General features: G+C 66.5%; 17 protein-coding genes. 6 read left to right on the forward strand and 11 right to left on the reverse strand.

The features are described 5' to 3' along the window. The 8 genes from QOD90_RS18265 to QOD90_RS18300 form a co-directional block, all read right to left on the reverse strand. Nucleotides 1-1469 (reverse strand): NADH-quinone oxidoreductase subunit G (locus tag QOD90_RS18265; protein WP_526352254.1); only part of this gene is annotated, 1469 nt, incomplete at its 3' end. Between the two features lie 103 nt (nucleotides 1470-1572). Continuing rightward, nucleotides 1573-2886: an NADH-quinone oxidoreductase subunit NuoF gene (gene nuoF, locus QOD90_RS18270; protein WP_526352229.1), complete on the reverse strand. Its 1314-nt coding sequence runs from the start codon at nucleotides 2884-2886 to the stop codon at nucleotides 1573-1575. Beyond that, nucleotides 2883-3728, reverse strand: a complete 846-nt coding sequence (gene nuoE / locus QOD90_RS18275) for an NADH-quinone oxidoreductase subunit NuoE (protein WP_526352231.1) — start codon at nucleotides 3726-3728, stop codon at nucleotides 2883-2885. Before nuoE ends, nuoF begins: the two co-directional genes overlap by 4 nt. A 60-nt stretch (nucleotides 3729-3788) precedes the next feature. After that, complete coding sequence (nuoD, locus tag QOD90_RS18280; RefSeq protein WP_526352232.1) at nucleotides 3789-5105, reverse strand: NADH dehydrogenase (quinone) subunit D; 1317 nt, start codon at nucleotides 5103-5105, stop codon at nucleotides 3789-3791. Then, nucleotides 5105-5776 (reverse strand): NADH-quinone oxidoreductase subunit C, encoded by a 672-nt coding sequence (locus QOD90_RS18285; protein WP_526352234.1) that lies wholly within the window; start codon nucleotides 5774-5776, stop codon nucleotides 5105-5107. Before QOD90_RS18285 ends, nuoD begins: the two co-directional genes overlap by 1 nt. Next, the gene (locus QOD90_RS18290; protein WP_526324798.1) at nucleotides 5773-6330 is read right to left on the reverse strand and encodes an NADH-quinone oxidoreductase subunit B; all 558 of its coding nucleotides are present in this window, start codon (nucleotides 6328-6330) and stop codon (nucleotides 5773-5775) included. Before QOD90_RS18290 ends, QOD90_RS18285 begins: the two co-directional genes overlap by 4 nt. 8 nt (nucleotides 6331-6338) lie before the next feature. Then, nucleotides 6339-6713 (reverse strand): NADH-quinone oxidoreductase subunit A, encoded by a 375-nt coding sequence (locus QOD90_RS18295; protein ID WP_526352236.1) that lies wholly within the window; start codon nucleotides 6711-6713, stop codon nucleotides 6339-6341. A gap of 182 nt (nucleotides 6714-6895) precedes the next feature. Continuing rightward, nucleotides 6896-7291, reverse strand: coding sequence for an Rv3143 family two-component system response regulator (locus QOD90_RS18300; protein ID WP_526352238.1), 396 nt, complete (start codon nucleotides 7289-7291; stop codon nucleotides 6896-6898). Nucleotides 7292-7454: 163 nt separating this feature from the next. Here QOD90_RS18300 and QOD90_RS18305 point away from each other — a divergent pair, with 163 nt between their 5' ends. The 3 genes from QOD90_RS18305 to QOD90_RS18315 are packed head-to-tail and all read left to right on the forward strand — an operon-like array spanning nucleotide 7455 to nucleotide 11769. Next, nucleotides 7455-10055 (forward strand): helix-turn-helix transcriptional regulator, encoded by a 2601-nt coding sequence (locus QOD90_RS18305; RefSeq protein WP_526352240.1) that lies wholly within the window; start codon nucleotides 7455-7457, stop codon nucleotides 10053-10055. After that, nucleotides 10055-11161 carry a hypothetical protein gene (locus QOD90_RS18310; RefSeq protein WP_526352242.1) on the forward strand — a complete coding sequence of 369 codons (1107 nt, stop codon included), beginning with the start codon at nucleotides 10055-10057 and terminating at the stop codon, nucleotides 11159-11161. Before QOD90_RS18305 ends, QOD90_RS18310 begins: the two co-directional genes overlap by 1 nt. Continuing rightward, nucleotides 11161-11769: a hypothetical protein gene (locus tag QOD90_RS18315; protein WP_526352244.1), complete on the forward strand. Its 609-nt coding sequence runs from the start codon at nucleotides 11161-11163 to the stop codon at nucleotides 11767-11769. Before QOD90_RS18310 ends, QOD90_RS18315 begins: the two co-directional genes overlap by 1 nt. A gap of 3 nt (nucleotides 11770-11772) precedes the next feature. Here QOD90_RS18315 and QOD90_RS18320 read toward each other — a convergent pair whose 3' ends face one another. Beyond that, nucleotides 11773-13500, reverse strand: coding sequence for a GMC oxidoreductase (locus QOD90_RS18320; protein ID WP_526352246.1), 1728 nt, complete (start codon nucleotides 13498-13500; stop codon nucleotides 11773-11775). A gap of 200 nt (nucleotides 13501-13700) precedes the next feature. Between QOD90_RS18320 and QOD90_RS18325 the strand changes: the two genes are divergently transcribed. Both QOD90_RS18325 and QOD90_RS18330 read left to right on the forward strand, forming a co-directional pair. Then, a complete protein-coding gene (locus QOD90_RS18325; RefSeq protein WP_526352248.1) occupies nucleotides 13701-16595 on the forward strand; it encodes a helix-turn-helix transcriptional regulator in 2895 nt (964 codons plus the stop codon). A gap of 1 nt (nucleotide 16596) precedes the next feature. Continuing rightward, nucleotides 16597-16881 (forward strand): hypothetical protein, encoded by a 285-nt coding sequence (locus tag QOD90_RS18330; RefSeq protein ID WP_526352250.1) that lies wholly within the window; start codon nucleotides 16597-16599, stop codon nucleotides 16879-16881. Nucleotides 16882-16886: 5 nt separating this feature from the next. On the opposite strand, the gene QOD90_RS18335 is transcribed toward QOD90_RS18330, so the two are convergent. Continuing rightward, nucleotides 16887-17270 carry a nuclear transport factor 2 family protein gene (locus QOD90_RS18335; RefSeq protein ID WP_526352251.1) on the reverse strand — a complete coding sequence of 128 codons (384 nt, stop codon included), beginning with the start codon at nucleotides 17268-17270 and terminating at the stop codon, nucleotides 16887-16889. A 56-nt stretch (nucleotides 17271-17326) separates the two neighbouring features. Between QOD90_RS18335 and QOD90_RS18340 the strand changes: the two genes are divergently transcribed. After that, nucleotides 17327-17956 (forward strand): class I SAM-dependent methyltransferase, encoded by a 630-nt coding sequence (locus QOD90_RS18340; RefSeq protein WP_526352252.1) that lies wholly within the window; start codon nucleotides 17327-17329, stop codon nucleotides 17954-17956. A 4-nt stretch (nucleotides 17957-17960) separates the two neighbouring features. On the opposite strand, the gene QOD90_RS18345 is transcribed toward QOD90_RS18340, so the two are convergent. Further along, nucleotides 17961-18182, reverse strand: a 222-nt coding sequence (locus QOD90_RS18345) for a DUF6285 domain-containing protein (RefSeq protein WP_526352253.1), incomplete at its 5' end; no start/stop codon positions are given.

Below are 18182 nucleotides of genomic sequence, written 5' to 3' on the forward strand. Positions count from 1 at the left end.
TCCAGCGCGCCACGCTCACCGGCACGCCGCGGAATCCAGCCGATTCGGGCGCCGGTCCGCATCGCGAGGCGCAGTGCCGCGCTGTACGCGCCGGGAGCACTCGCGAGGCGTTCGCCGACCAGGATCACAGTTCCCGCATCCATGCCATCGCCAAGCGCGTCGAGAGCAGCGGCCTCTCCGCCGGGCGTGGTGGCGATGAGCGTGCCGCCCATCTTCGCCAGCCCGCGGGTGGCGAACGGCGCGATCGAACTGACCTTGAGTCTGCGCTTGCGGGCCGCCTTGCGCAGACGGAGGTAGACGATCGGAGATTCCTCTTCCGCCTCGAAGCCGACCAGCAGCACTGCGGACGCTGCCTCGACGTCGGCGTACGTGATCGACATTGGTCGTCCCGCGACGGCCGCTGCGAGGAACTGCGCCTCCTCCTCGGAGTGCGCCCGGCTGCGGAAGTCAATGTCGTTGGTGCCCAGCACGATTCGGGCGAACTTGGCGTAGGCGTACGCGTCTTCGAGGGTCGACCGTCCGCCGACGAGTACGCCGGTGCGCCTGCCCGCCGCGGTCAGCCCACGGACGGCGACCGCAACGGCCTCCGACCACGACGCGGGACGTTGGCTGCCGTCGGCATCGCGAACCAACGGGGTGGCGATGCGGTCGCCCTGGCTGGCGTAGGTGAAGGCCCAGCGGCCCTTGTCGCAGTTCCACTCCTCGTTGACTTCGGGATCGTCTCCGGCCAGGCGGCGCAGCACCCTGCCGCGGCGATGGTCGGTGCGTTGGGCGCATCCCGACGCGCAGTGCTCGCACACGCTGGGTGAGGACACCAGGTCGAACGGCCTGGCGCGGAACCGGTAGGCGGTGCCCGTCAGCGCGCCGACTGGGCAGATCTGCACCGTGTTTCCGGAGAAGTACGAGTCGAACGGGTTGTCGTTGGCGATGCCCACCTGTTGCAGCGCGCCGCGTTCGAGCAGTTCGATGAAGGGGTCCCCGGCGATCTGATTGGAGAACCGCGTGCACCGCGCGCACAGCACGCAGCGTTCGCGGTCGAGCAGCACTTGAGCGGACAGGTTGATCGGCTTGGGGAACGTGCGCTTGACGTCGGTGAAGCGAGTATCGGCCTGGCCGTTCGACATCGCCTGGTTCTGCAGGGGGCACTCACCGCCCTTGTCGCAGACCGGGCAGTCCAGCGGGTGGTTGATCAGCAGCAGTTCCATCACGCCGCGCTGAGCCTTATCGGCCGACTCGGAGGTCAGCTGCGTGCGGACCACCATGTCCGGCGTGACGGTGATGGTGCACGACGCCATCGGCTTGCGTTGGCCTTCGACCTCGACGAGGCACTGCCTGCAGGCACCGACGGGTTCGAGCAGCGGGTGATCGCAGAACCGCGGGATCTGGATGCCCATCAGCTCAGCCGCCCGAATCACCAACGTGCCCTTGGGGACACTGATCTGGTGGTCGTCGATGGTGAGCGTCACCATCTCGACGTCGGTGCTGCCCTTCGTTGGCTCGGCGAGCGTCACGCGTGGTCACCTTTCTCCCGCGAGCAGTCCGCGCTTGCGCGGACTGCTCGCGCAGGGTCGGTCATACGCCTACTCCCTCCGGTGCGGCCAGCATCGAGGCGCGTGGATCGAACGGGCACCCGCCGTCCAGGTGCGCGACGTACTCGTCGCGGAAGTACTTGATGGACGACAGGATTGGGCTGGCGGCACCGTCGCCGAGCGCGCAGAACGACTTGCCGAAGATGGCGTCGGCGATGTCGAGCAACTTGTCGAGGTCCTCCTGGCGACCGGTGCCATTCTCGAGGCGCTCGTAGATCTGCGCCAACCAGTACGTGCCCTCTCGGCACGGCGTGCACTTGCCGCAGGATTCGTGCGCGTAGAACTGGGTCCAACGGCGGACCGCCCGCACCACGCACGTGGTCTCGTCGAAGATCTGCAAGGCCTTGGTGCCCAGCATCGAGCCGACCTTGGCCATGTTCTCGTAATCCAGTGGGACGTCGAGGTGTTCGGCGGTGAGCAGGGGTGTCGACGATCCGCCGGGTGTCCAGAACTTCAGTTCGTGCCCGGCCCGCACCCCGCCTGCGTAGTCGAGCAGCTCGCGAAGGGTAATGCCGAGCGGCGCCTCGTACTGGCCAGGTGTGGTGACGTGTCCTGACAACGAGTAGAGCGTGAAGCCTGGGGACTTCTCGGACCCCATCGACTTGAACCAGTCGATTCCGCCTCGTATGACGGCGGGCACACTGGCGATCGATTCGACGTTGTTGACCACCGTCGGGCAGGCGTAGAGGCCGGCGACGGCGGGGAACGGCGGCCGCAATCGGGGTTGACCGCGCCTGCCCTCCAGCGAGTCCAGCAGCGCGGTCTCCTCGCCGCAGATGTAGGCGCCTGCGCCGGCGTGCACCACCAGGTCCAGGTCGAATCCAGAGCCGAGGATGTCGGTGCCGAGGAATCCCGCCTCGTAGGCTTCGGCGACCGCGGTCTGCAGCCTGCGTAGCACCGACACGACCTCACCGCGGACGTAGATGAACGCATGGCGCGCCCGGATCGCGTAGGCCGCGATGATCGCACCCTCGACGAGCACGTGCGGGGTGGCCATCATGAGCGGAATGTCCTTGCAGGTACCGGGTTCCGACTCGTCGGCGTTGATCACCAGATAGTGCGGCTTGGCGCCTGCGCCCTCGGTGCCCTGCGGGATGAACGACCACTTCTGGCCGGTGGGGAAGCCCGCGCCACCCCGACCGCGGAGTCCGGAGTCCTTCACCAGATCGATCACCGCGTCGGCGTCCATCGACAAGGCCTTGCCAACGGCCTGGTAGCCCTCGTGGCGTTGGTAGCACTCGATGGTCCACGACGATGGTTCGTCCCAGTAGCTGCTCAGGACCGGGGTCAGGGTCACGGCCGTGCCCCGTTCTTCGGTGGCATGTCGGCCGACGGGGCGGGCGCGGGCTCGTCGCGCGCGGTCTCCTCGGCGATCTTCTCGTCGTCGGGTCCCGTTGCGGTGCCGTGGGATTCGGTGTAGCTCGGTGCGGAGAACCCCCGCTCGCGGGCCACCCGCAGGCCGGCCAGGGTGGCTTCGCCGCAACCGCCTTCGTTGGCGCCTGGACGCTGGTCGGCGAACCCGGCGAGGATCCGTGCGGTGTCGCGGAACGAGCACGGCGCTGGGCCGCGGGTGGCCGTCACCGGCGCCCCCGACCGCAGGGCGTCGACCAGATCCGTTGCCGAGGTTGGTGTCTGGTTGTCGAAGAACTCCCAGTTCACCATGACCACCGGCGCGTAGTCGCAGGCCGCGTTGCACTCGATGTGCTCGAGCGTGACCTTCCCGTCGGCGGTCGTCTGACCGGCGTGGACGTCGAGGTGGTCCTCGAGGACCTCGAGGATCTCATCGCCACCCATCACCGCGCACAATGCGTTGGTGCACACGCCGACCAGATATTCGCCGGTGGGGGTGCGCCGGTACATCGAATAGAACGTCGCGACGGCAGTCACCTCGGCTGGGCTGAGGCTCAATTGCGACGCACAGAAGGCGATCCCCGCGGGGGTGAGGTAGCCGTCCTCGGCCTGTACCAGGTGCAGAAGGGGCAGCAGCGCGGACCGCGGCTCTGGGTAACGCACCATGACCTGTGCGGCGTCTCCGGCCAACCGCTGGGTGACGTCGGCCGAATAGGCTTGCGGTCCTGCCGATATCGGCGGCCCCGGCTCGTCGGGGCGCGGGCCGAGTTGAAGATCTATCACGCTCACCGCCGTCTCCTCTTCGCGCAAGCGCTCATCAGTGCTCAATCCTCTTCGCGCAAGCGCTCATCAGCGGTCCACCCCGCCCATCACCGGATCGATCGACGCCACCGCCGCGATGGCATCGGCGACCATGCCGCCCTCGCACATTGCAGCCACGGCCTGGAGGTTGGTGAACGACGGATCGCGGTAGTGCACGCGGTAGGGCCGGGTTCCTCCGTCGGACACCATGTGGACGCCGAGCTCGCCCCGCGGCGACTCGACGGCGACGTAGACCTGACCGGCTGGCACCCGGATGCCCTCGGTGACCAACTTGAAGTGGTGGATCAGCGCCTCCATCGAGCCGCCCATGATCTTGGCGATGTGATCGGGTGAGTTGCCGAGCCCGTCCGGCCCGAGTTTGAGATCGGCGGGCCAGGCCAGCTTCTTGTCGGTGATCATCACCGGGCCCGGTTTCAACTTGTCAAGGCACTGCTCGACGATCTTGAGCGATTCGCGCATCTCGCGGACGCGGATCATGTAGCGGCCGTACGCATCACATTCGTCAGTGGTGATGACGTCGAACTCGTAGTTCTCGTAGCCACAGTAGGGCTGGGCGCGGCGCAGGTCGTGTGGCAGGCCGGTGGAACGCAGGCACGGCCCGGTGATGCCCAACGCCATGCACCCCGTCAGGTCGAGGAAGCCGACGCCCTGCGTGCGGGCCTTCCAGATGTAGTTCTCGTTGAGGAGATTCTCCATGTCCCGCAACCGCTTCGGTAGCAGCTCCAGCAATTCCTTGAGCTGGGGGACCGCCTCGTCGGGCAGGTCGGCCGCCAGCCCGCCCGGCCGGATGTAGGCATGGTTCATCCGAAGGCCGGTGATGGTCTCGAACACCGACAGCACCAGTTCGCGTTCACGGAACCCGAAGAACATGGCCGACATCGAGCCGAGTTCCATGCCGCCGGTGGCCAGCGCCACCAGATGGCTGGAGATCCGGTTCAGTTCCATCAGCATCACCCTGATGATGCTGGCGCGTTCGGGGATGTCGTCGGTGACGTCGAGGAGCTTCTCGACGCCGAGGCAGTACGCCGTTTCGTTGAAGAACGGTGAAAGGTAGTCCATCCTCGTCACGAACGTGACGCCCTGCGTCCAGTTCCGGAACTCGAGATTCTTCTCGATCCCGGTGTGCAGGTAGCCGATCCCGCACCGGATCTCGGTGATGGTCTCGCCCTCGATCTCGAGGATCAGCCGGAGGACACCGTGGGTCGACGGGTGCTGCGGACCCATGTTGACGACGATGCGTTCACCGGCGACGGCGCTGTTGCGGGCGGCGTTGACCACCTCTTGCCAGTCTTCACCGCCCACCGTGACCAACGTCTCCTTGGGCGGGTTGTCGGGCTTGGTCATCAGTTGTAGGACCTCCGCGCGTCGGGCGGTGGTATCTCGGCGCCGTGGTACTCCACGGGGATGCCGCCCAACGGGTAGTCCTTGCGCTGTGGATGCCCCACCCAGTCGTCGGGCATCTCGATGCGGGTGAGGGACGGGTGTCCGTCGAAGAGGATGCCGAAGAAGTCGTATGTCTCGCGCTCGTGCCAGTCGGTGGTCGGGTATACCGAGAACAGCGACGGTACATGGGGATCCGCGTCGGGTACGGCCACCTCGACGCGGATTCTGCGATTGTGAGTGATGGACATCAGCGGGTAGACCGCGTGTAGTTCGCGTTCGACGTCGTTTGGGTAGTGCACCCCCGAGACTCCGAGGCATAGTTCGAATCGCAGCGCGGCGTCGTCGCGCAGCGCCTGAGCGACGGACACCAGGTGGTCGCGCCGCACCTCGAGGGTCAGCTCGTCGCGGAACACCACCACGCGCTCGACGGCGGCGCCGAAGAGCTCGTCGCCAAGGGCTGCCGCCAATGCGTCGACGACTTCGTCGAAGTAGCCACCGTAGGGACGGGGGGAGCTGCCGGGCAATGCGACGTTTCGCACCAGCCTGCCGTAGCCGGAGGTGTCGCCGGTGCCCTGGACGCCGAACATGCCTCGACGCTGGCCGATGAGCTCGGGATCGTTGCCATCGGTCATGACCGCAGCAATCCCTTGAGCTCGATCGTCGGCCGGGACGCGAGAGCGGCTTCCTCCGCGGCGGCGATGGCCTCGGCGCGGTTGACGCCCAACGGCATCTCCTGAATCTTGGCGTGCAGCATGAGGATCGCATTCAGCAGCATCTCGGGCCGGGGCGGGCAACCCGGCAGATAGATGTCGACCGGCACGATGTGGTCGACGCCCTGCACGATCGCGTAGTTGTTGAACATTCCGCCCGACGAGGCGCACACCCCCATGGCGAGAACCCATTTGGGCTCGGCCATCTGGTCGTAGACCTGGCGCAGCACCGGCGCCATCTTCTGGCTGACGCGACCCGCCACGATCATCAGATCGGCCTGTCGAGGGGTAGCCGAGAACCGCTCCATGCCGAAACGGGCGATGTCGAATCGCGGTCCGGCCGTCGCCATCATCTCGATGGCGCAGCACGCCAGTCCGAACGTCGCGGGCCACAGCGAGCCCTTGCGCACGTATCCGGCGACCTTCTCCAACGTCGAGAGGAGGATGCCGCCAGGAAGTTGTTCTTCGAGTCCCATGAGTTAGCTCAATCCCAACTGAGTCCGCCCCGTCGCCACACGTACGCGTAGGCGACGAAGACCGTAAGCATGAACAAGAGCATCTCCACGACGGCGAAGAGACCGAGCGAGTCGAACGCCACGGCCCACGGGTAGAGGAACACGATCTCGATGTCGAAGACGATGAACAACATGGCGGTGAGGTAGTACTTCACCGGGAATCGCTGTCCGGTCTGCAGGTCACCGGGCGATCCGGGGGCCACGGGCTCGATGCCGCATTCGTAGGCCTCGAGTTTGGCCCGGTTGAAGCGCCGCGGCCCGATCAGGACCGCGATGCCGACCGATCCGATCGCGAAGGCAGCCGCGACCCCACCTAGAACTAGAATGGGCAGGTAAGCGTTCATACCGCTGTGTCGCTCCCTCGTTGGGCTGTCGATGTGAGCTGCAACACAGCTTAGCCTCGTTAACGGTTGGCTTGGCGCATTTTGGATAGGATCCAAAGAAGCAACTGCGTGCCTCCGAGACTAAAAGGCCTTGCCTCACGGTCACCGCGAGAAGTGAATGGTGCCAGTCTGTTTCGTGCTGGTTACTGGACGTCTGCGCGCAGTAGCGCGGCGACCGCATCGCCAAGCCGGATCGGGTCGATCGGGTGGGAGACGGCCGCCTCTGCACGTGACCAAGAGGCCAGCCACGCGTCGTCCGCGCGCCCGGTCAGCACCAGGATCGGCGGGCAGTGCGCCAGCTCGTCCTTCAGCTGTTTCGCCAACCCCATTCCGCCCGCCGGGGTCGCCTCACCGTCGAGGATCGCGAGGTCGATGCCACCCTCGTCGAGGGTGGCGACGACCACCGGTGCCGTGGCGACGTCCAGATACTCCAGCTCGGGGAGGTCGGGATGCACCCGCTTGCCCAGCGCGCTGCGCACTTGATCGCGGGTGCGCGCGTTATCGCTGTAGACCAGGATCTTGAGAGGCGACTCGGGCACGCAGCCGATGCTACGGCGACGATGGCGCCGATGACGTCAGGTTCGGCCGGACCGGACAGTGACCTCACAGGCACCGGCCGAGGATGTCTGGTTTGCCATTTTGGTTCCCCTGCTGAGTCGACGCACTCGGGCATAGGATTCTCCTGTGGTGGGGGTTCGCTGGATGACGGCGGGTCGGGGTGCGACGCGCAAGCAGCTCGAATCCGCATTTGGCTCGGGGCCGGGCGCAGTACTCGTCGGTGCGCCGGGCGTCGGCAAGACCGTGATGGCGCGTGCCGCCGCCAAGGCCTTTGCCAAGGACCATCCCCGTGTTACGTCGCGGTGGGTGTCCGCCACCGAATCGGCCAAACTCATCCCCTTCGGCGCCTTCAGTCATCTGGTCGAGCTCGCCGGCGCCGATGAACCCGCGATGCTGTTGCGGGTGGCACAGGACGCGTTGCGCCGCGACGCCGCGCATGGGCTGACTTTGATCGTGGACGACGCTCACCATCTCGATACGCTGTCGGCCACGCTCGTCCACCAGATCGCGATCAGCGGGTTCGCCCGGTTATTGCTGACGGTGCGCGACGGCGAGGTCTGCCCCGACGCGATCACCGCGTTGTGGAAGGACGACATCCTGACGCGGTGCGACATCCACCCGTTCGACGCCGAGGAATCCGCGGTGCTCCTCGAGCAGGTACTCGGCGGTCCTGTCGAGGGGGTCAGTTCGGACCGGATGTTCGACGTCAGTCAGGGCAACCCACTCTATCTGCGGCATCTCGTAGTGGCTGCGGTCAACACGGGTTCGCTTCGCCAGGTCGAGGACGTCTGGCAGTTGCGCGGCGAAATGACGCTCACCCCAGAGCTTTCCACGCTGATCGATCAACACCTCAGTGCTCTCGCGCCCGAGGTAAGGACCGTGCTGGAGTTCCTCGCGGTGGAGGAACCGCTCGCCCTGTCCGATCTCGCCGAGGTCGCCGGGCTCGACGCCATCGACCACGCGGAGACGGCGGGCGCCGTCACCGTGAGTGATCAGGGCGGCAATTTGGTCGTGCACGCCTTTCACCCGCTCTACACCGAACGGGTTCGATCCGGGCTCGGGCGATTGGCCGTCCGCAGGATGCGCAAGCTGCTCGTCGGTCAGCTGGCGAACGTTGCGCCCACCACCATCAGCGGGCGGCTACGAGTCGCCGGATTGGCGCTCGACACCGACACTCCTCCCGATTCGGCCGATCTGATCGCCCTGTCTTGGGAGGCAATGCGGATGGGCGACTTGGCCTTCGGCGAGCGGCTGGCGCGCGGCGCGCTCGAGCAGACCGGTGACCTATCCGCGCGGTTGCCGCTGGCCCACTCGCTGTCGTGGCAGGGCCGCGGGCGCGATGCCGACGAGGTACTCAATCCCGTCGACCCCGACTCACTGTCCGAGTGGGATCTGACCGCATGGACACTTCCCAAGGCGGCCAACAGATTCTGGATGCTGTCGGAGTCGCAGGACGCGGTCTCCTACCTGGCCGACATGCGGACCCGGATCTCCGAGCCTGCCGCCTACCACACGCTCGACGCGCTGGCCGCGACCTTCGCGATGAACTGCGGAGAACCCGACCGCGCCGTCCGCGTGGCGTCCGTCGTCCTGGAATCCCCTGAGGCGCTTGATCTTGCGGTGGCCTGGGCGGCGGCGACGGCGACGCTGTCGAGCGCACGACTTGGCCGCTTCGATGATGTCGAGGTGCTCGCCAAACGTGGGCTGAACGCGACGCACCCCGGGTTGTTGCGGTTCACCATCGGGCTAGGTCAGACTCTGAGTTTCATCATGGCGGCGAACGTCGACGCCGCCGAAGACCTTGCGCGGCACTACCTGAGCTTCTCGGAGTTCCAGCAGCCAGGGCGGGCGATCGGCGAGGTTCTGCTGGGCCACACCCTGGTGGCGAGGGGTGCCTTCGACGAGGCCGCCACCCTCTTTCGGCAGGCCGCGGCGGCGCTGACCTCCACCGGCTACAGCTGGGGCCCGTTGGCGCTCATCGGGCTGGCGCAGGCCCTCGGGCAGCTGGGTCGGGCCGCGGACGCCGCCGGCGCCCTGGACCGCGCCGTGTCCGCGCATGGGATGCGGTCGGAGCTGTACGCACCCGACCTGGCGTTGGCGCGAGCGTGGACGCTGGCCGCGGCTCGCGACATCCGCGGTGCCGTCGCCGCTGCCCGTGACGCCGTCCACGCGGCCGAACAGTCCGGGCAGGCCGCCGTCGCACTGCGCGCGCTACACGAAGGAGTGCGACTCGGCGACGTCACCGGATTGGCCGCCGCACGCCGAATCAATGCCCAAATCGACTGTGCGGCAGGTCGACTCTGCATCATGCACGGCCAGGCGCTCGCCGATCGCGACGGGCCCGCGTTGGATCGCGTATCAGTGGAGTTGGAGGCCGCCGGGATGCTGGCCGTTGCCGCCGATGCCGCGGCGCAGTCGGCGCAGGTGCATCAGGCGGCCGGTCATCGCGCAGGCGAGTTGGCGGCAAAGGCGCGTGCGTCGGCATTGTCGCAACGCTGTGGCGGTCCGACGACTCCGGCATTGGAGAAGGTGCTGAATCCTCTGCCGCTCACGGGCCGTGAACGAGAAGTCGCCGTCATGGTCGCCCAAGGCATGACCAACAAGGCGATTGCCGTCCAATTGTCGGTTTCGGTCCGCACCGTCGAGGGCCACGTCTACAAGGCGTGCATGAAGCTGGGGCTGCCCGATCGGTCTGCGTTGTCGACCACGGTGCAGGCCAGCCCTCAGATGTTGCGCAGCACGTGATGCGACGCTTCACGGTTCCGCCTCAGACCGACATCCGGCTGCAATCGCCTGCCGGCGTTCAATTGCCCCAGGTGGAGACCGTGTGGTTCCCCGCGCATGACGGATTCGAGCTCAACTTCAGACATCTGCCACCGGTGCCCGGCACGGAGCCGAAGGGGCCGGTGATGATGGTCCACGGCGCGGGTGTCCGCGCCAACCTGTTCTGTCCGCCCGGCATCATCACGCTGCCCGCGATGCTGTCGGCGGCAGGCTTCGACGTGTGGATCCTGAACTGGCGCGCCAGCATCGACCTCGAGCCGTCCGAGTACACCCTTGATCACGCGGCGGTCTTCGACTTCCCGGCTGCGGTGGAGAAGATCATCGCCGAGACCGGCAGCGAGACGGTCAAGGCAGTGGTGCATTGCCAAGGCTCACATGCCTTCACGATGTCCATCGCCGCCGGACTGCTTCCGAAGGTGACCCGGGTGGTGGCCAATTCGACCGCGATGACCCCGACGGTGCGCCGCGCCGCGGCGATCAAACTGCCGATTGCGCTGGCCACCCTCGGGCGATCGATGGACTACTTCGATCCGCAGTATGGGCTGTACGCACCGAGTTTCGGGGCCAAGCTGATGGACTTCATGGTGCACATGACTCACTTCGAGTGCCGAAATGCGGTGTGCAAGCACTCGAGTTTCGTCTACGGCGTTGGATTTCCCACCCTGTGGAGCCACCAGAACCTCGATACCGCCACTCACGACTGGATCAAGGGCGAGTTCGCGCACGTACCCGTGAGCTTGTTCCGGCAGACCCAAGCCTGTTTGAAGGCCGGTCATCTGGTGCCCGCCATGGACTATCCGCAGATTCCCACGCAACTGGGGGTGGAGCGCCCGAGAACCGACGCGGTCTTCACGTTCATCACCGGCGGGGACAACAACACCTTTCGCCCCATCGCGATGCGGAACTCGTGGAAGTTCTTCAACCGCCATTCGCCCGTGCCGCCAGGAGCGCCCACCCGGCACGGGTTCAAGGAGTATCCGGGCTACGGACATCTCGACATGTTTCTCGGCCAGTACGCGGCGGTCGACGTCTTTCCGGACATCATCGGCTGGTTGAGCGAGGACTGATGACGGGTGTGCGATTCAGGGAGACCATGACCGGCCGGGTGGCACTTCACGCCTCCGATCCCGTCGCCGGTTTCGCCTCGGTGAGTGCGGTCGCCGCATCTATGCACGCTTCGGTCGAGATCAACGACGTCGCCGCGTTCGTCTCGAGCGAGGTGCCCACGGCGCGATTGCGCGCGGAACTCGTCATCCCCGTCCTGGGAGGTCGCTTCCTGTCCGAGGACGGGACGTTCGAACTCTTCAAGCCGGGCAAGGGCCCGGACGGCAGACCAGCTCGCCTGATGACCTATACCGCGACGTTGGTCAACGACGGCCGGGTCGTCCAGATGTCGGCGACGAAATATCTGCAGCCAGGTTGGCGCCTTTGGGGTGACTCCACCACGGCGCACATCACCTTGACCGAGGTACTGGCCGATCAAGATCCCGTGCGGCCGTGGCGAGCCGCCGGATTCATCAAGATCTCGCCGAGCCGTTTTCTGGTCCAGCTCACCACGATGCGAGGATTCGGCGCGGGCCGCGAAGGGTGGGAGCGGCGTCGTGCGGTGTATTCCTACGCCGTGTTCTTCGTCAAGGGGCTGGCCAAGACGTATCTCTGCCGCACCGGGAGGTGATGGCTAGCCTGCGGACGGCGGCTCGTCGAGGTCCTCGTCGAGCAGTTGCATCGCGGCGCGGCGAGCGAACGCGGCGATCGTCAGCGACGGATTGGCCCCGACCGGCCCTGGCATCACCGAGCCGTCGGTGATCCACAGCCCTGGCACACCGTGAACCCGTCCGAAGGAATCGACGACACCGTTGACTGCGGTGGTGTCGGCGGGGCAGCCCCCCAGCGGGTGGACGGTGATGGTGCGGTCCGTCGGCACGACGGGGTCGGTTCCCGACATCGCCCCGAGGCGAAGCTTGAGTGCGTTCATCCTGCGGCGCACCGCGACGAAGTGGGACCGCGAATCCGCCGGCGTCCACGAATTCTGCAGGACGCCTTCGCGGTTGAGGAACAGTTTGCCGTCGGGAACGTCTTCGCCCATCGCCAGGATCGGCAAGCTGCGGGCGATCGCCGGCGAGATGCCCATGACCCGACTCGCCTCTGCCGAGACGTTGTTGTCGTTGCTGCCCGTGACCCGTTGCCACCAGTAGCCCAGCCCCTTGTTGACGAGGCGGCCGATCAGCCCCGGCACGCCGACGGTCTTCAAGACCCACAGCAAGAGGGTGGGAACGCCGCCGTCCTGCAAGTACATTCGGACGGGCGGCCGCACCCCATCGGTGGCCGGATCGCTGGAGAATCGGCGATACGCGGTGATCACCGGCCCCTTGTTCGCCGAATAGTCCTGGGTCTCACGGCTGGGTAGCGCGACGCCGAGCAGATCGCCGTTGTCGCAGAACCGCTGGCCCACCGGTGACGTCGCCGGCACGCCAAGGTCCTCGAGGTTCTTCAGCATCAGGAACGTGGTGCCCAATGCGCCGGCCGCGAGGATCACCCGCTTGGCCCTGATCGTCCGCTCCGGAATGGCACTGGTGTCCCTGGATTGGCCTTCGGCCCACTTCGGATGCTCCACGTAGGACACCGCGAAGCGGTACGGCGCCGCCGATGATTCCAGCCGTCGAAGTCTGCGAACCTCGGTGCGAACGTGGATCGACGCGCCATCGGAGTGCGCCTTGGAGAGATAGGTGTGGTCCATGCTGCTCTTGGCGCCTTCATTGCAGCCGATGTCACACTCACCGGTCATCCGGCAGGTCGTCCGTCGTGGCGCGCCGAAGATGCTGCCGTATGACTCCGGTGGCAACGGGTCACCGATGGCAGGCACTCCGGACGTGCCCTCGAACCGCACGGCGAGCGGCGCGTAGTGGCCCTCCTGCTCGGAGGCCTCCAGGAAGCGGAGGGTCTTCGGCGAGTCCCCGGCTGCGAACTGCTCCGGCATCGTGACGACGCGCAAGAACTCCTTGACGGCTTCGTAGTGCTCGAAAAGGTCGTCATGGTCGAACGACCACGTCTCGTCGTCGGCCTCGTGCGGGACGGGCTGGGTGAACCACGCTGCGGGTTTCTCGAGCATCACGTTCGCGTAGATCAACGACCCGCCACCGAGTCCGCTGGACACGATCGCGTCGACGTGCTCGAACGACCACACGTTGAAGAGGCCGTACAGGCCGCTGGAGGGATCCCAGAAGTTCGTGGCCATCCCATCGGGAGTCCGGGGGAAGGAACCGGGTGGATATGGTTTGCCGCGTTCGAGCAGGCAGACCTCCCGGCCCGACGCTGCCAGCGTCGCCGCCATCACCGAGCCGCCGAAACCGCTGCCCACCACCAGGTAGTCGATCTCCGCGGGGACCGGTCCGGTCTGAGGCTCCATCGGCGTCAGGCTAATTTGGCGACCCGCCGCCTAGGGCGCATTCAGGCGAAAACACGTAGTGCGCTACGCGTGACGCAGGCCGTGCTCCGTTCATAGCCTTTCGGCACTACCAACCGGAATTCCGGTAGCCAGGAGGCGGCAGTGCATCGGATGGTTTTACCCGAGACGGGTCGTCCCTCACCGATTCGAGCGGTGACTCGGTGACGGTGCCCGCGTTCGCGTCGCCTGCGGGCCCGTCGGGGCCGCTCGCCGGTGAACTCGAAGCGCCCGCTCGTGAACTCCTCACCCCCTACCGCGCCATCAGTGGCGTGCGGCGATCGAAGGGTATGCCGATGACCGGGACCAACGATGTCGACCGCATCTCGTCACTCCTATCGTCGGCGGCTCGTGGACCGGCGGCCCTGCTGATCGAGGGTGACGTGGGGATCGGCAAGTCCACGGCCTGGCTCGCCGCCGTCGAACAGGCGCAGCTGGCCGGATTCCGGGTGCTGTCGGCCAGGGCCAGCCGAGATGAGAGGCGATTCGCGTTCGGCGTCGCGTCCCAACTCGTCGGCGACGTGGAACCCGAAGTGCTGAACTCGCTGCCGCAGCTGCAACGGATGGCCTTGCAGCGCAACCTCCTGCAGGTGGCCGGTGATCATCACATCGATGATCAACGGGCTGTCGTGGCAGCCTTCACGGCGTTGGTCAACAAACTCTCCGACTTCTCTCCCGTGCTCGTCGCCGTCGACGACGTTCAATGGCTCGACGCCGCAAGCCGTGATCTTCTGGCCTTCGCCGCCCGTCGACTGCGGGGTCGGGTTGGGCTGTTGCTGACCGAACTGACCACACCGGACGGTGCCGCAGCTTGGTTGAACCTCGACCGTCCAGACGCCCTTTCCCGGATGCGAATTCGTCCGATGGGTGCGAGCCGGCTGCAGCGGTTGGTCACCGATCGCGTGGGGCGGTCGTACTCGCGTTCGACGATGATGCGCATCGCCGAAGTGTCCGGTGGCAATCCCTTCTATGCCGTGGAATTGGCGCGGGCAGTGAGCAATCCGAGTCCGGCGGCCACGGCCGCCCTGCCGCCGGCACTCGCCGAGATGATGCGAAACACGATCGGCCACTTCGACGCCGAGGTCAAGCGGGTGCTGTTGGCGGCCGCCTGCGTCAGCGACCCGACGGTCGACGTGATGGCGACGATGACGTCGACCGCGGTTGACCACCTCGTTCAACTGCTGGAGCAGCCTGAGACGGACGGAGTCGTCACGATCGAGGGAAATCGAGTCCGCTTCACTCACCCCGTGCTCGCCTACGGCGTCTACAGTCAGGCGCTTCCGGCACAGCGCCGTCGGATGCACCGGGTGTTGGCCGAGATCGAGTCCACGCCAGAGCAGCGGGCCAGGCACATGGCCCTTGCCGTCGTGAGCGCCGACCCGGAGACGCTGGTTGCCTTGGACGTCGCAGCCACCGCCACCAACCGCAAGGGTGACCCGGCTGCCGCGGCTGAACTCGTCGAGTTGGCGATCGGTCTCGGCGGCGACACACCGCCTCGGCGGATCGAGGCCGCTCGGCACCATCTCAGGTCGGGGGACCTGGATCGGTGCCGAGCCCTCGCCGAGGCCGCCGTTGCGGTTCTGCCTGCTGGCGAGCAACGCGCCGGGGCGCGGCTGCTGATCGCCGGAACTCGCATGTATCACGGCGACTTCGGTGCGGCCGCAGAGGTCCTCGCCAAGGCGATGGCCGATGCGGTCAACCGACCACGCTTGCTGGTGCGCGCACACCTGTGCTCGGCGATGGCTCAGTTGTCACTCGGAAACGGCGACGCTGCACACCGCCACTCCGTCCAGGCCATGACCCACGCCGAACGGATCGAGGATCCCCATCTGATCAGCCAGTCCCTGGCGGTTCACGTTGCGCTGCAGTGCCGCCGGGGACTCGGACTCGACCACGCGACACTGGATCGCGCCATGACTCTCGAGGACCTCGACAAGGACACGCCAGCGCCCTTCAGCGCGCAGGCGGTCAATGCCCTCGTCCTGGCGTGGACGGGACGGTTGACCGAAGCCGAATCGAAGCTGACGGCCGCTCTGGATCGAAGCGCCGCGCGAGGTGCGGACTCCGAGTTGCCGTGGCTTCAGTTTCACGCCGCGATGGTCGACATCGGTCTGGGCCGCTATTCCGATGCCGCACGCACCGCGGAGGACATCGTGGCGCGCGCCGAACAGATCGGAAGCTCGCACATGCGGATCCTGGCGGCCGTCCCCACCGTGCTCGCGGCTGCCTACACCGGCCGCGAGCAGGACGCCCGCAAGGAGTTCGACGGTGCTGTCGCGGACGCTTCGACTCCCGACGGACAGTGGACGACACCGTGGCCGATGATGGCGCTCGGCTTCCTGGAGGTGTCAGTCGGTAATTACGCCGAGGCGCTGAATGTGCTGCAGCCGTTGCTGTCTCGGTGGCAGCGTGCGGTCGACGTCGACATCGTGACCTTCCATTGCATTCCCGACGCCGTCGAGGCGATGATCGCGACGAACGTCCTCGACGACGTGGAGGAACTGGTGGTGTCGTTGGAGCACCACGGTGCCCGACTCGATCATCCGTGGATGTCAGCCGTGGGTGCCCGGTGCCGAAGCATGCTGCTGGCCGTTCGCGGCGATCTCGACGGTGCGGAGCGTGCGGCAGTGCAGGCATTGGCGCTACACGAAGCAGTTGCCGCGCCATTCGAGCGGGCGCGTACCCAGCTCGTCCTCGGGCAGCTGCAACGTCGGATGCGCCGAAGGCAAGCTGCGCGTACGACGTTCGAGTCGGCGCTGGCGACATTCCAGGGGCTCGGTGCACCGCTCTGGGCGGCCAGGGCAGAAGTCGAGTTGGGGCGGATCACTTCGTTGCGGGGACGCGACACCGAGCTGACGCCATCCGAACAACGCGTAGCGGCGCTCGCCGCCACGGGAATGACCAATAAGGATGTGGCTACGGCATTGTTCATCAGCCCGAAGACCGTGGAGTCCAACCTCGGCCGTGTCTACCGAAAGCTGGGCATTCGCACCCGTGCCGAGCTGGGGCACAGGTTGAACGCCGACGATCCAGGGTCGGCCACGAAGGAAGAGGGCTGACATGGGCTGCTTCCTCGCCGAGTGGTACCGAACCGAGCTGACCGAGAACGCCATCGGCAGCTTCGCGACACTACTGGAGTCCACCGCTGAGGCGATGTCGGTGGAAGCGACTCCGATCCGGTTACTGGTCACGCTTTCCGTGCCTGCCGACGATGCCCTCTACGGCGTTTTCGAGGCCGAGACACCGGAGGTCATTCTCCGCACGTGTACCCGGGCGGGGGCCCTGCCGCATCGGCTCACGCCGCAGGTGCAGACCTGGATCGCCGCAGGCTCGCCGGGAAGGTGAGTTGATCAGGAAGCCAGAAGGGCGGCCATGTCAGCAGGGTCGAAGTATTCGTCGATCCTGACGATCAGTCCGTCGGCATCCACCTTGATGACGATGCACACGCGCAGGCTGATCGACGCTCCGTTGGTTCCTTCGGCGCGAAGAACGTGCTGCTGGACGAAGCCGCCGTCGAAGTACTGCCGGTCCAGGATCTCGTAGGTCCGCGTCGTGGTGGTCCTGATGAACCACCTGATCACCTTCAGCGCGCGGACGCGGTCGTTGTCTGCCTCGTCACCGCTGTGCCACACCGCGACGTCGGCCGCCCAGAGACTCTCGACGACCTCGTACTCGCCGCGCTCGATGGCGTCGAAGAGCCGGTTCGCCACATCTTGGCTCGGTACTGCATTCACGATGCTGCTCCTTCGAGGGTTGACCTCAAGTGGGGTTCAGGTAGAAGACTCGCGACATGACCACACCAGCGAGGGAAACGTTCAACGACGCTTACCAAACGGGCACTCCGCCTTGGGTTATCGGGCAACCACAGCGTGCCATCGTCGCACTCGAGCAGACCGGGATGATCCGCGGCGCGGTGCTCGACATCGGTTGCGGCCTCGGCGAGCACACCATCCTGCTCGCTGCACTCGACTACGACGTGCTTGGCATCGACTATGCGCAGAACGCCGTCGCGCAGGCCCGTGAGAACGCCGCCAGGAAGGGGGTCGACGCGCGGTTCGAGGTCGCCGACGCGATGAACCTCGGCGCGGAGCCGGGCTACGACACCGTCATCGACAGCGCCCTGTTTCACATCTTCTCCAACGACGCCGACAGGGAGCGCTACGTCGCGAGCCTGCATCGAGCCATCCGGCCCGGCGGTGTGCTGCACCTGCTCGCCCTGGCGGACACGGGTCGCGGCTTCGGTCCTTCGGTGAGCGAAGCGGTCGTGCGGGCGGCGTTCTCCGACGGCTGGCAGATCGAGGGACTCGAAACCACGACGTATCGCGGCATCGTCGGGGCGGCACACGCCGAAAGCCTCGGGCTGCCGGTGGGCACGGTCGTCGACGAGCCCGCCTGGTTGGGGCGGGTCCGAAGAAGCTGAACGACTACTGCTTCTCATAGCCGGGGTGGGAGACGGCGAGCCGGTGAAGCACGAGCGCGCGCAATGCCGATGACACGTCGACACCGCGGTCGTCGAGGTCGCCTGCGCGAATCGCCGCTGCTAGCGCGGATTCGTCGGGGTAGCCGAGCAGATCCGGCGCGGCGGTGTCGTCGAGCAGTTCGCGCTCGACGGTTCGCAGGACGTTGGCGGCGACGCGGGCGTGGAA

The sequence above is a fragment of the Mycobacterium sp. genome (assembly GCF_032161845.1).
Lineage (GTDB): Bacteria > Actinomycetota > Actinomycetes > Mycobacteriales > Mycobacteriaceae > Mycobacterium.

Excerpts from the sequence above, each read along its gene's own strand:
- QOD90_RS18330 (WP_526352250.1), top strand. The coding sequence starts at position 16,597 with ATGGGCTGCTTCCTCGCCGAGTGGTACCGAACCGAGCTGACCGAGAAC.
- QOD90_RS18295 (WP_526352236.1), bottom strand. The coding sequence starts at position 6,713 with ATGAACGCTTACCTGCCCATTCTAGTTCTAGGTGGGGTCGCGGCTGCC.
- nuoD (WP_526352232.1), bottom strand. The coding sequence starts at position 5,105 with ATGACCAAGCCCGACAACCCGCCCAAGGAGACGTTGGTCACGGTGGGC.
- QOD90_RS18320 (WP_526352246.1), bottom strand. The coding sequence starts at position 13,500 with ATGGAGCCTCAGACCGGACCGGTCCCCGCGGAGATCGACTACCTGGTG.
- QOD90_RS18315 (WP_526352244.1), top strand. The coding sequence starts at position 11,161 with ATGACGGGTGTGCGATTCAGGGAGACCATGACCGGCCGGGTGGCACTT.
- QOD90_RS18305 (WP_526352240.1), top strand. The coding sequence starts at position 7,455 with ATGACGGCGGGTCGGGGTGCGACGCGCAAGCAGCTCGAATCCGCATTT.
- QOD90_RS18290 (WP_526324798.1), bottom strand. The coding sequence starts at position 6,330 with ATGGGACTCGAAGAACAACTTCCTGGCGGCATCCTCCTCTCGACGTTG.
- QOD90_RS18310 (WP_526352242.1), top strand. The coding sequence starts at position 10,055 with ATGCGACGCTTCACGGTTCCGCCTCAGACCGACATCCGGCTGCAATCG.
- QOD90_RS18285 (WP_526352234.1), bottom strand. The coding sequence starts at position 5,776 with ATGACCGATGGCAACGATCCCGAGCTCATCGGCCAGCGTCGAGGCATG.
- QOD90_RS18340 (WP_526352252.1), top strand. The coding sequence starts at position 17,327 with ATGACCACACCAGCGAGGGAAACGTTCAACGACGCTTACCAAACGGGC.